The organism is Nitrosomonas sp. (assembly GCF_022842015.1).
GTDB lineage: Bacteria > Pseudomonadota > Gammaproteobacteria > Burkholderiales > Nitrosomonadaceae > Nitrosomonas.
Genome location: NZ_JALHQJ010000003.1, coordinates 69,502 through 82,814, shown reverse-complemented (window position 1 = coordinate 82,814; position 13,313 = coordinate 69,502). Strand labels below are relative to the sequence as shown.

General features: G+C 41.9%; 11 protein-coding genes and 1 pseudogene. 3 read left to right on the top strand and 9 right to left on the bottom strand.

The genetic code is table 11. From position 1 onward, the window contains the following. Positions 1–75: 75 nt before the first annotated feature. Both Q0C11_RS01245 and Q0C11_RS01240 read right to left on the bottom strand, forming a co-directional pair. Positions 76–1,719 carry a chemotaxis protein CheB gene (locus Q0C11_RS01245; RefSeq protein WP_293005032.1) on the bottom strand — a complete coding sequence of 548 codons (1,644 nt, stop codon included), beginning with the start codon at positions 1,717–1,719 and terminating at the stop codon, positions 76–78. 42 nt (positions 1,720–1,761) lie between these two features. After that, entirely contained in the window at positions 1,762–1,914 is a 153-nt protein-coding gene (locus Q0C11_RS01240) for a hypothetical protein (RefSeq protein ID WP_293005030.1), read from the bottom strand. 317 nt (positions 1,915–2,231) lie between these two features. Between Q0C11_RS01240 and Q0C11_RS01235 the strand changes: the two are divergent. Then, positions 2,232–2,493 (top strand): annotated as a pseudogene (locus Q0C11_RS01235) (IS5/IS1182 family transposase); the annotation flags it as partial. Between the two features lie 2 nt (positions 2,494–2,495). Here the strand turns inward: Q0C11_RS01235 and Q0C11_RS01230 are convergent. The 5 genes from Q0C11_RS01230 to Q0C11_RS01210 form a co-directional block, all read right to left on the bottom strand. Continuing rightward, on the bottom strand, positions 2,496–3,242 hold the full coding sequence (locus tag Q0C11_RS01230; RefSeq protein ID WP_293005028.1) for a Crp/Fnr family transcriptional regulator: 747 nt from the start codon (positions 3,240–3,242) through the stop codon (positions 2,496–2,498). A 162-nt stretch (positions 3,243–3,404) separates the two neighbouring features. Further along, positions 3,405–3,512: an entericidin A/B family lipoprotein gene (locus Q0C11_RS01225; protein WP_367273718.1), complete on the bottom strand. Its 108-nt coding sequence runs from the start codon at positions 3,510–3,512 to the stop codon at positions 3,405–3,407. 286 nt (positions 3,513–3,798) lie between these two features. After that, positions 3,799–4,509 carry a Crp/Fnr family transcriptional regulator gene (locus tag Q0C11_RS01220; protein WP_293005025.1) on the bottom strand — a complete coding sequence of 237 codons (711 nt, stop codon included), beginning with the start codon at positions 4,507–4,509 and terminating at the stop codon, positions 3,799–3,801. A 353-nt stretch (positions 4,510–4,862) separates the two neighbouring features. Next, entirely contained in the window at positions 4,863–5,156 is a 294-nt protein-coding gene (locus Q0C11_RS01215) for a DUF1840 domain-containing protein (RefSeq protein ID WP_293005023.1), read from the bottom strand. 132 nt (positions 5,157–5,288) lie between these two features. Beyond that, positions 5,289–5,567, bottom strand: coding sequence for a hypothetical protein (locus tag Q0C11_RS01210; RefSeq protein WP_293005021.1), 279 nt, complete (start codon positions 5,565–5,567; stop codon positions 5,289–5,291). 311 nt (positions 5,568–5,878) lie between these two features. Between Q0C11_RS01210 and Q0C11_RS01205 the strand changes: the two genes are divergently transcribed. Then, positions 5,879–7,084, top strand: a complete 1,206-nt coding sequence (locus Q0C11_RS01205; protein WP_293005019.1) for an acyl-CoA desaturase — start codon at positions 5,879–5,881, stop codon at positions 7,082–7,084. Positions 7,085–7,411: 327 nt separating this feature from the next. On the opposite strand, the gene Q0C11_RS01200 is transcribed toward Q0C11_RS01205, so the two are convergent. Together Q0C11_RS01200 and Q0C11_RS01195 are read right to left on the bottom strand one after the other, a co-directional pair. Beyond that, positions 7,412–8,323 (bottom strand): hypothetical protein, encoded by a 912-nt coding sequence (locus Q0C11_RS01200; RefSeq protein ID WP_293005017.1) that lies wholly within the window; start codon positions 8,321–8,323, stop codon positions 7,412–7,414. A gap of 65 nt (positions 8,324–8,388) precedes the next feature. After that, positions 8,389–9,216, bottom strand: a complete 828-nt coding sequence (locus Q0C11_RS01195) for a hypothetical protein (protein WP_293005015.1) — start codon at positions 9,214–9,216, stop codon at positions 8,389–8,391. Positions 9,217–11,142: 1,926 nt separating this feature from the next. Here Q0C11_RS01195 and Q0C11_RS01190 point away from each other — a divergent pair. Continuing rightward, a complete protein-coding gene (locus tag Q0C11_RS01190; RefSeq protein ID WP_293005013.1) occupies positions 11,143–13,269 on the top strand; it encodes a hypothetical protein in 2,127 nt (708 codons plus the stop codon). Positions 13,270–13,313: the final 44 nt, after the last annotated feature.

The following is a 13,313-nucleotide window of genomic DNA, read 5'->3' as shown; positions in this document are numbered from 1 at the left end:
TTAACTGATTGCTCCCTAAATTCCTGGCTATATTGTGCGCGGGGTAATTCCATCTCCATCCTCCATTTCATGTTCTCATTTTATGAAACTTCGGACTCCATGAAAATAAGCATACCTCACCAGTGCCTGGCGAGTTAATTCGGCATAGTTGGTTTCCTTGCGTTTATCCATAAAGTAGCCTATCGCCTTGCCGCCACTTCCTGCGGTCGAGATCAATGATAGAGCAGATATTGCACGGTTGGAAACAGCGGTATGTGTAGCGCGATAGAACTTCCATTTACGATTGAACGCCGTAAATAGTTCGATGTAGTTGCCGATGCTCTCCGAGGGCGACAGGAACAGCACACCGCCGGGCTTCAGCGCGTGATGAAACGTTGTAATCAGCCGACTCTGCAGTTCCGGTTCCAGATAGATCATCAAGTTGCGACAACTGAGCAGATCAAGCTTAGTGAAGGGCGGGTCTTTAATTACGTTCTGAATGGCGAACACCACCATTTCACGGATTTCTTTCTTTACCCGGTACCCTGTCTCCTCTTTGACAAAGAAGCGATGCAGTCGCTCTGGTGTGACATCCTGGGTAATATTGAATGGGTAAATACCTGCGCGAGCAATGGCAATGGCATTATCATCCAGATCGGTGCTGTAGATCTGCACTCCGAATTCCTTATGCGCTTCTTCCATTAGCTCTCGCAACAGTATGGCGATAGAGTAAGCCTCCTCACCTGTAGCGCAGGCCACTACCCAGACACGAAACACGTAATTATCCGGCTTATCATCGAAAAGTAGCGGAAAAATATCTTTTTGCAGCACATCAAAAGCATCTGGGTCGCGGAAAAAGTTGGTAACAGTAATCAGCAGTTCCTTGGACAGTTTGTGCATCTCGGACGGGTTTTCCTTGAGATATTGCACATACACGTCGATGTCTTTGATGTTGTGCTGTGACATAAGTCGTTTGATGCGGCGACTAATGGTACTTTTCTTGTATAGCTTGAAGTCGTGGCCAGTGATGCTATGCAATTGCATCAGAATGCGGTTTATTCCACTTACTGATTTGGGCTCAGTGGATATTTCCGTGTGAGCGATAAAGGTGTGGGCGTCGATCAGCAGTGCCTCTGGCATTTTTTCGACAGGCAGAATGTGAGTGGCATAACCCGCCTGAATCGCGCTGGATGGCATACCGTCATATTTAGCCGTTGCCGGTTCCTGCACCAGTGTGAAACCACCTACCCCAAGGATGGCCCGCAAACCCAGCGTACCGTCGGTGCCGGTACCGGAGAGGATAATGCCGATAGCGTTTTCTTGTTGATCTTTAGCCAGGGAGCGAAGGAAGGCATCAATCGGCATGCGACGCACACGTGGCTGTTCCGGAATGGTGAGTTGCAACGCGCCGTCAATGATAACCATGTCTCGGTTGGGAGGGATGACATACACGCAGCAGGGTTCAACCGGAATTTGATCCAGCGCCTCGATCACCTGCATGGCGGTGGTGCGTTGCAGGATTTCAGTAAGTAGGCTGGCATGTCCGGGGTCGAGGTGCGGTACAAGCACAAAAGCCATGCCGCTATCAATGGGGACGTGACGAAAGAATTGCTCAAAAGCTTCTAAGCCGCCTGCAGAAGCCCCAATGCCGACGATGGGAAAGGCAGTTGCTTTATTCTCAGAAGCCGTGTGAGACTGTGCTGTCAACAGTATTGGCGGTGATGTTTTTTTGGTTTTCAAAAAGATATCCTTCCAGAAAAAATAAACTGGCCCGTAGCGGTTCTATCGCAAAGTTTTCGCATGAGTGAGCAGACACGCTCTTTCTGGCCAGCGAATAGAACTGTGCTGCAGGAGTGAATCACGCTTGCTGGCAATATCTGTATGTTCCATTTTGGCGTGTTCTATAGCACTTTTCCAAGTGCTTAATGGACGCATCTATGTGCTCCGCTCCGGAAACATGTATCTTGCCAATGGCCTTTGCATGCTGGATAGCTTCTGCCATAGAATTACTAGTTTTTCTGCGGATTCAGCTTGTCCCCCCATAACCTAGTGTATTGATCTGACTACTGAAAAAAAACTCTATCATACTGACTGCTAAAATAGCCAATATTATTTTATGATTTAATCACCTAATTTTTTGAGCAAAAGTAAAACATTCATTGTTATTTTGCTATCTTTAATCATAAGTGAGATATCAATCGAATGATCTAGGGAGCTGTTAGCGCTCGGCCTCCGTCTCTTCACTTACCCATCTGCTGATGGGTCGCGCTTATGAGGGTGACCAAACCAGACTACTTGCATTGGGGCTCGGTTATATACCGGTTGTCCCACCCAAAACTAGTCGGTTGGAGCCCTGGGAATATGATCGCGCCATGTACAATAAACGCAATGAGATCCAAAGATTATTCCGTTGGCTCAAGGAATTCGTCGAATATATTCTCAAGATTCGACAAACTGGGTGTCATCTTTCTCTCATTTATCCATTTCGCCCCTATTGTCGAAGCACTCAGGTAGTGTTAACAGGGCCTAGTTTGTCCAACTTGCGCTGACGGGATACAGCCCAGAATCCTTTCATAAATTTTTTTCTCGGTGCGATAGCATCCACAAGAGGCAGCTTCCAGTCCAGCACGATTGAGAACCTTTATATTTCCCCGTTTGTAGATAATAAACTCGCTTTTTTGTAGAGAAATTGCTGCTTTGGTGATCCCTACACGCCTCACACCCAGCATATTTGCCAGAAATGCATGAGTGGCATAAAGATGATCTGATTGTGCCCGGTCTAGTGCATTCAAAAGCCAGCGGGCAAGCCTGGCCTCAAGGACATGGAAGAGATTACATCCAGCCGTTTGAGCAATTTGGCTCATCATTACAAAAAGGTAGCGTTGTAATTCCTGATTAAGTGCAGCGCTTTTCTCGAGTTCAAGCAGAAATAGGGGTGCCGATATGCGCAATGCCAAACCTGCTCTTTGAACCACTGCACTAGATGAAGCAACATTTACCGCTAAGATAAGTGGAAGGCCAAACATACCTTCACGACCGACCAACCCTATTTCCAGATTGCGGTTGTTATCCATCGGTGTGATTAAGGAGATAATGCTCGTGGTAGGAAAATAAACATGCAAAATCGGATCACCAGAGCGGCACAACATTTCTGCAAAGGCAAGCTCGATTTCAACACAACTTTCTAGTAACTGTTCATAGTCATTGCGAGGTAAAGCAGCCAACAGATGATTAGTGTTTATCACTAATGAATTAGATGACACAAGCGCTCTCTAAGTAAAAAAACAATCAGTGAGCTCTTAGCATGAATGTCACTGGGGCAGAGGTGGCGGTTTTCACTCGTTAATAATGCAAAATATTGCAGAAAATCTTCGCTGTCTATTTGATAGGCCACGTGATTCTCACACAAAAAATTTTCCGGCTAGTTAGTTGGCCGATTTTTCAATTGCTTTACCACCCTTCTGAACATCCTTTCCTATTCCACTCAGTGTGTTACATGCAGAAAATAGGATAATAGTAATTAAAGTAATCATTAAGATTAATGTTTTCATAATTGAGTCCATTTTTGGTTAAGTATAGATAATGCTCTTGAGCTTCTGGTCGGTCTGTTCGGTAACGAACATTTAAAAAATCTGGCAAATATCAAAGATAGGTAAGGATAGAATATCGATCGTTTGCAACTAAGCTTTTCATGCAAAATTCCCAGTTCACCCTTAAGTTCTTCGCGCAATAATCAATACTTCTCGCTTAATCCCTTACAGAATGAAGAGGCAATTAGTTTATTTCATGAGATAAATAATAAGTAACGCGATATTGAAATCAGGGATGAAGTATACGCTCGAATTCTTTCCGAACTACTTCGTAACACTCACAGACTCGCGCTTCCAATCCTTTCCGATCTATCACTGTGATGTGGCCACGGCTGTAATGAATTAGTCCTGCTTCCTGCAATTTCCCCGCAGCTTGCGTGACGCCCTCACGGCGTACGCCCAACATATTGGCGATCAATTCCTGGGTCATGGCTAGTTCATTGGAAGAAAGCCGATCGAGACTTAACAGTAACCAGCGGCAAAGTTGTTGATCAACCGAATGATGCCGGTTACAAACCGCCGTTTGCGCCATTTGGGTGATGAGTGCTTGGGTATACTTCAGCAACTTATGAAGTAGTGCGCCGTGACGGTCAAATTCTTGCATAAATTGTTTCTGTCGTATTCGGTAACAGTACCCTGCGCTCTGTACTACAGCCCGATTTGGCATGGTTTGGCCGCCCATAAAGAGAGCAACACCGACAGCTCCTTCAAAGCCGACTACTGCAATTTCTGCTGAAGCACCATTCTCCATCACATAAAGCAGAGATATGATGCAATCCGTGGGGAAATAGATGTAATGGAGCTTTTCTCCAGATTCGTAAATAACTTCACCCAGAGGCATTTGAAAAAGCTCAAGATGTGGAAAAATGCGATCGTATTCTGTTTCAGGTAATGACGCCAGAAGGTGATTTTTGTTAGGACTGCAATTCTTGTCGGTCATATCAATTTTTCAGTCAATATCGTTTGTAGTAACAATGAAGAATGAATGACGATATTCATTCAGGCCCTCAAATCCTGCTTATAACACAAAGTTCGGTAGCATATAAAACATTATGGATTGAAGCCAGAACCCTCGGGATTTTTGTGTTGTCGACGGCAACAGGACGAATCTTTCCTGAATACAATCTCAATTTATTGAGATATCTGAAAGGTATATCAATGCAAAAATATTAAATTATTTTTTGGTTATATCAAAGCGAAAAACGATGGAGCTGTAGATCGTTGAGATTAGTGCTCGAAATACAATTGCAGCATTCGAGCACTACTACAAAAAACGGCTCACAGCTTTTAGATCTATTCCCACATTACATCGCAGCCTTCTTTGGCTGCAGCAGTAAGCAGGTCAATGAGAGGCGATGCGCGATGAGCCATACTCACTGACGGCTCCTCCTCTTCCTCTTCCGCAACTGGCGCTGGGGATTTTTCTGCACCTACAGCAGCTTTTAATCGGCTTAAAGCTGCAGGAACATCAGCGGCCAGAATGGCTCCGGGTACGGTTGCGGTGTGCCCCATCATTTTCAGTATGGCAAGCGCGTCTTCCCCAAACATGGTGATGACGCCTACATCTGTATTAAAGGTTACGAGCATATAGTCCTCCTTGAATTTAGAAAAATTATCTGATTACCTGAATTTTCTCATGAAAAATGGCATGAGAGGCAAGATGCCGGATTTATAGTTCAATCGATAGAATAAAAGCATTTGCGCACGCTCTCGCACTGGCTATGATCCTGATTTGGAATTATTTCTCTCATGTTCGGCACTATCAATAGGGTTCGCTCTAAAACCCAGCAATGACGTCACTGTGCCACTTGTTAATGAATTAATTCTTACCAGTATACCTAATAAAGCTGCAGATTGTTGTGGCCAAACGCTTAGCAACATCATTGCTATTGTGATGGACAGAATTTCACTTACCACGATCCAAATAATAGCCAGTAGCAAACGCAAAAAAGGTTGGGTATTTGCCATCAGCACAATTTGCACAGCAATGTTATGCACATCTACTCGCTACATAATCACATGGAGTCCATATTTGGCGACATATCTCAGAGTACTTTAAATATAAAAGTCAATATGTTCGATAGCGCACTGAAACGGCAGCAGATTTAGCGTACTTATTAAGTTTGTGAGGAAAACAATAAGGGCGGCATGCTGCCACGGCAGATTGATCCATCAGTATTTTTTTATGAAATAGGTCTTTTTCATATAGTATTGTTTTGTAATGGATTCACAACGACAAACTGCGTAGAAATGAAAATGGCATTGTAGTTTTTACATAAGTTTTATTTGGATAAGGGATCAAATTTAATATGCAACAATTCCTGCAGCTTGGCCTGATTGAACTTCCGTGGTGGGGCTATGTGTTAGTTGCACTGATCATGACGCACATGACCACCATATCAGTGACAATTTTTCTTCACCGGAATCAGTCGCATCACGCACTGAAGCTGCATCCCATTGTTAGCCACTACTTCCGTTTTTGGTTATGGCTTACCACCGGGACGGTGACCAAAGAATGGGTGGCCGTACACCGTAAACACCATGCCAAATGCGAAACTGACGAGGATCCACACAGTCCGCAGATACATGGCATCAACAAAGTGTTGTTCGACGGTATCAAGCTTTATCGTATAGAAGCTAAGAATACCGCAACCCTTGTTAAATACGGTCATGGTACGCCCGATGACTGGATCGAACGTAATTTATATTCACAGCATGTCGATCTGGGTATTGGCATCATGCTGGCAATTGATCTTTTTTTATTCGGTCCAATCGGATTCCTTGTGTGGGGAATTCAGATGTTGTGGATTCCATTCTTCGCCGCCGGGGTCATTAACGGTGTTGGACACTACTATGGTTATCGCAATTTTTCGCCGAACAACACTTCTACCAACATCATGCCCTGGGGTATTATCATGGGAGGAGAGGAGCTGCACAACAATCACCATGCTTATGTGACTTCCGCCAAGTTCTCCAACAAGTGGTGGGAATTCGACATCGGGTGGACGTACATTCGCGTTCTTGAAATGCTGGGTTTGGCTATAGTTCGCAAAGTGACGCCAAAGATTCATCTCAATCCGGCCAAGACTCCTTGCGATGAAGAAACTTTGCGGGCCATAATTACACACCGCTACGATGTGCTATCCAGCTTTTCCAAATACCTGAATCAATCCACAATAACTGAGATTCGCAAACTTAGGAACCGAGCTATTCCAGGTCTGCAAGATGTCCGCGCACTCGAAGCCGTTAGGCATTGGTTGCAAAGAGAAGTCGGCCAGATGACAGAAAAAGAGCAGGAAGCCCTGGATCAGGCACTCCATTCCAGTAATATACTGAGCACGACCTATTCAATGCGACAAGATCTGGCCGCTTTGTGGAGTAGTTCTGCTACATCCAAAGAACAGCTGGTAAAGCAATTGGAGAACTGGTGTCAGCGTGCCGAGGGAAGTGACATCAGTGCATTGCAGGAATTTTCCAGGAAATTACGTTGTTACAAACTAGCTGTGGGGGTGTAAATAATTTTGTGTAAATGGTCATTTAGCAGGAAACTGCTTACATACTTTTGGAGTAAAAATGATCACACCAAAATCCCTGCCGACCGACTTAAAGATTGAATCGGTGAGAATGATTTTCTCAAGCAACTCACCAAAGCGTGTAATGATTCAATTAAACCGCACACATGATTCGGAAGGGACAACTGTCTAATGAAAATATACCCGCTTATAAGCAGTTTTTGGCTTTAGCAGGATGACTGTGCACGCAGATAAGTGTGGCTTTGCACTTTACGAATATTTGCGACAGAATCCCCTTTTTAGACTTAACAGCAATTATTAAAAGATCGATCAGGAAGCAAACCCAACCATATCAGCAGTAATGTCAGAGAAATTGATGCCAATTAGATCTACGGATGCATCGGGGCCAAATTCGACCGTTACGCCATCGGCTCTTTGGTTAACAGCGGTAATCGCCTGATTGACGGCATCAATATTGTTAAGCCCTGTTCTTACTGAATCGAAAAATATTTTATCTTCAGTAAGAATAAAATCTTGAACTTCATAGTGGCCCAACGCATAAAAACCGAATATGTCATTGCCTGCTCCGCCATTTAAGGCATCTTGTCCAAATCCAGCTTTGAGAATGTCATTGCCCAAATCGCCTACCAAGAAATCATTTCCTAGTTCGCCGTCGATAACGTCATTGCCACTATTCCCACGAAGATTGTCATCACCATCGCCTCCGAGAAGAGTATCGTTGCCAACATATCCAGAGATAAGGTCATTCGCAGGTGTGCCAATTAAAGTAGTATCAAGCGTTAGAAGATTGCTGACACCCGGAAGGTCATTTGCATCGGTGTTTAATGGTATATTTGAGGCAACTGCAATGCCAATGGAATTGAGAACTGAAGCAATAGTAGAGTTACTATTCTGAGCAGAGATAATTATGTCGTAATCAATCCCCGCATTGTTAATATTCGTTGCTTGCTGCTTCATGATTTCCCATACATCTTCCGCTGTTCTTCCACCAAGATCTAATTCCCGATTTCCTCGTTCAACAGGTGTGTCATTTCCTCGCGCATCCTCTGATTCTGCAATAGGAACATTAACAACGGTAACTATATCTCCAAAATCCAAGGGATTATTATCTTCGGGACCGCCTCTAATCACAAATTCCTGACCGGCATTATCTTGAAAAATTAAATATAAATGATCCTGTCCAGCAAATATCTCTCTTGATTCAATGCTAATTTTTGACATGTAAACTCCTTTGAAATTTTAAAAATAAAAGTAAAATAAGTTCATTTTCCGACTGAGTTCATAGCTCAGCGCACAGTTAAATTGATTAATCTATCTTGGTCATTAAATTCCCAAATTACTATGGAAATAAATTCCCAAGGTGCTACTCTTGATGCTATAAAAGTTGTTGCGTTGTAACGATATCGATATACCAAGAGATTCTCTTGATTTCTTTGTTTGATTGTTTCTATATCTCCATATACGCCATCAATTCCGGCCATTAATTTTTGTATTTTACTTTTGGGTGTGCCGGTCCCCGTCAGGTTCCACAATGCCTTTTGAGTATCTTCATCGTTAGTAAAATACTCAAAATAAAATGGTACATGGGTCAAACTAAAATCAGATGTTTCGATTATTGGTCGGATATTGATTGCAGTAATTTTTTTTGCCAGATCAGCAAGAACATGGATATTCCACTGCATACTGCTATATATAGTTGAGTAATTACATGCTTTGTTAAAAGAATAAAGCCAGCTATTTTCGGCATCTTCGTTTTTGTTTGTTATAGACAGATAATCCCTTATTTTTTTTTCTGAGATTGGCTTTCCAAAACTTTTCTTAATATCCGAGAGTAATACAGAAACATCTGAACCGAGTGAATAACTTTTGTCGATTTCTGCCTTTAGAAGTGGGTAATCAGCAAGTTGTCGCTGGCAGATGTCAAAAAAAGGGTTCGAATGCTTTTTTACATCTGAGGTACCTTCAAAACTCGCACTCTGTGTTTTTCCAACGAGGCTGAATAACAATAATATGACAAGAGGCGATTTTGCTAACCACCACCTTATTTTTGTACCAATATATAAACAAAGTCGTAATTCAGATCCTTTGCCATTGAATATATTTAGTATCTCCATTTTATTAGATGATTTCGCTCCAACTCATATCCATTCTCCAGATTTTTGGTTTACTGGAAATATCCATAAATCAATATCGGCGTGGGCAGAACTTGCGATCTTAATGATCTCCAAGCATTTTTTGCACAGTATTCGTGGAATTACGAATTAATGATAGATTAAAAAAACACGAAAATATGTGCGTTACCGAACATGGATACATTCGAATAAGGAATAAGGGTAAATTCATATGTTCTACCATGGCAACGGTTCTTTCATTAACAATTTTGTTAGGACTGCATATCGCAAATTTCGATGGGTTATCGCAATACATCTGACGTAGTGCAGCTAATGATCACCGTTTTATTCGCATTCGATCAGTTTTTTCAAGCCGGTCAAGTGCCCAATTTAGAGGTAGTTTAGACTTCGGCTAGAAGACTTGCGCCTGATATGGCCGTTAACGTCAATATTAATGAAATAAAGTCACTATGATTTGCTGAGTTTCGGCTACAGTTAGAAGCATTTGCTAAGTTGCAAAACGAGGAATAGCTTATTACGATTGATTCTAAGCTGTTAATCAACATGCAAAGAGAACTTTGCACGGCTAAAGTGATTTTTAGGTGTGGGAAATGATATAATAATGTTTTGAATCATATTGTTGAGTTAATTGATATGAGTTTCAGAGTTTGATGTCACCCGCCGCACTCGCAAAGGAAATTTTCTCAATCAAATCGATTGCCTGACTGATTGGAAATCGGTAGAAAAAACAATCGCTGAACATTATGCCCCGACATTTGATGCCGCAGGCCGTCCTGCCTATCCCGGCCTGCGGCTGTTCAAAATGTTGCTGGCAGGAATCTGGCAAGGTGGATCAGTGATGAATCAGTTGAAGACAGGGCTAACGCGAATCTGCACGTGATGCGGTTTATGAGCCTAAGTCTGGAAGACAATGTTCCGTGATCATTCGGTACTGTCTTGTTTCAGGATACGATTAACACCAGCGCATGCCTGGCATGTTTTACAAGCTATGGCATACAACCTGAAAAGGTTGCCCAGATTGTATGTTAATAAGCAGATACAATTGCAATCATGGGACAAATGCTTCTTCTAAGCCGATAATGATCAATGAAAGTGATAGTTCGCGTCATTTCAGCAAGGAAATGACTAAAAAATATTCCTGTACTCACAAAAAAATCAGAAATTGTAACTGTAACGAATTTGATAATTTGTTGAGTTTTGCAAAGGTCTCACAAAATTTATCAGGAAAATGTTGGAATCAACATTAAATTTTTTTATTTATTTCAAGAAAACAAAGAAAAATTAGATTCTTAGAATTTTTGACTGTAAATTCTTTGGATGTTTACCTTGGTAAATTTTGGATGTTGATTGACATAATTGGCTTATCTGCTGATGATACTTTTCAACATTATTCCAGATAAGATATTTTTTTGCCGCCAAGTTCTATTTATTCAATAACATCCTTATAAATCAGTGAATTCCTACATACATCCCAGGATAAAATTAGTACAGTACGACTACATAATTACTGCAGCCTGTCACTTGTCTTATGAGCAGGATTATAAGAATATTAATTAACCGCCAAAAACTAAAAGCCCTTGAGAAAAATAATAATTCTGGTGCAAGTTGAATTCAATTTTAAAGAAATCTGTCATTGAGTAATGATGTTTAATGCTCGAACACTATTAACAACAATAAGTATTTCTATTGAAAGCTTTGGAATATTAGAAGCTAAAACAATTTACCAAGCCACACTTACAGTAACTTGCAGTACTAAAATCACGCATCTTAAAAAAGTAATCTAATTGGTTATCAAGAGCAGATTCATAATGCAAGAATGGCCCATGATATAGGCGTTAGGGCTCATTATCGAGTAGGTGTGATTATTCAGAAAGAACACAATATTACCCGTTCTAATCGGAGGCAAAAATGCAAAGTAAGTTTTTCCAAATTAAAGTAACATTATTTCTCGTTCTTATATCACTTTGCGCCATTAGCAATAATCTTCGCGCCCATAATCCACACGATATGGTTTATGGATTAGGTATTTCTCCCAATTTTGCTAACGACAAAACTATCTTCCTGGCCACCGATGGAGAATTGACCTCGGATCAATATACCAACATTCTGCGATCAACCGATGGCGGCACGACCTGGACCAGGCTTCCAAATGGGCTAGACAATGTATTCTCGGAAATTGGCGTTCGTGTCTCACCAAACTATGAGTCTGATCATACAGTCTTTGCCACGACTAAAGGCGATGGTATATATCGATCATTGGATGAAGGAAATTCTTGGGAGATTTTTAATACCGGTCTTTCCAATCTTAGAGTAAATCAATTAAAAATTGCAAAGTTGGGAAATAATGATTATGTGCTTTTTCTGAGTACATTAAACGGTCAACTTTATCGACGCTCCAAAACAGACGCGGCTTGGACCAGAGTGCAAGATGCATCTGCGAGCATAAAGCTGGTCGCAGTATCACCCAACTTCACGACTGACCTGACAGCTATTTCAGTGAATAAGAGTGGAGGTCTACTAAAATCCACCGATGGGGGTTTCACCTGGAGCGGTATCGGAAATACTACCGGATTAACCGTTTACGACATAGCAATTTCGGGAGGAAACCTTAAAGAGGTATTTCTCGCTACTAGTGACGGAATCTATTACAGCAGTAATACGGGTGTAACATTCACCAATAAACCCGCCAACTTACCATTGGAAACAATCAATAATATATCACTATCTCCAAACTATTTAATTGATCGCACAGTTTTCTGCACCAGCTTAACTAAATCTGTATATAAATCAACCGATGGCGGCGACAGTTGGACATATCACTCATCTGGAGCAGTAGTTACCGGACAAACGAGCGCATTGGAGGAATTCAGCGAATTACAAGTATCTAACACATTTTTGACGGACCAAACGGTCTTTCTCTCTGCGTACGACGGGCTTTTCATCTCGAAAGATGGCGGCATTACCTGGACCCAAAAACAAACTCGCAAAAATCTGCTAACAGGCTTGGCTTTGTCGCCAAATTTCATCAATGACCAAAGCATGATTGCATCAACATATTTTGGCGGAGGCTTATACCGCTCTTCCGATCATGGCACAACATGGACTATCGATAGAACCGGTTGGCCAGTTCCAAGTAGTCTAGATCTTCCAATGAGTGCTTTCGATGTCGATTTTGCTAAAAATCAGGCAGGCCCGCCTACGGCTGTTGCCACAAGAAATACCACACATATTGGGTTTTCCAACGACTTCGGACAAAATTGGACTACAAAGTTTATTCCGAAAATACCTGAAATCTCACCATTTTCTGTATATATCAATTCATTTGTTTTGTCACCCACGTTTGAGAGCGACCGAGAAATCTATGTTGGCACAAGATCACATGGAGTTCTACAAACACTTGATGGCGGGAATAGTTGGCGCGGGCTGCGAGGCGTCCCCACTACTTCGCATATTGTAAACTTGGCTATTTCCCCTAACTATGCAAATGACCGTACCGCCTTCGCTGCAACTCGCTCCGGGAAGATTTGGCGTACAATTAACGGAGGTGACAGTTGGTTGCAATCGCAGAAATTTGATTTAATCACACTACGTGGTCTACCGGGACAACAACATTTATCAATTGCCGTCTCGCCGCAATTCGCCACGGACAAATTAGTCTTCGTCGGTACAAGTAATGGCTTGTATCGTTCAAAGAATGGAGGCATTAACTGGGTTACAATGACTCAAAACCATATAGGGCCGGGAACCGCTATCCAGCAAATTGAATTTTCTCCTAATTTTTCTAATGATAGCCTTATCTTTGCCATCGTTCATGGAAAAGGTTTCTATCGGATTACTCTGAATAATAGTGGGGGCATAATATCCTCGAAAAATATAGGTACTTCATTACTGCAACAAAATATTCAATTTACAGAATTCCGCATATCTCCTAACTTTGCACTTGATACCACTATTATAGGTATTGCACGAGCAAACGCTTACATTTCAACCGATGGTGGTTTGACTTGGGCACTTGCAGGCAAAGTTGAGTGGTAATGTGGCTTATAAAAGATTCAGATTCCGGGGGGTGTAAGAAATAT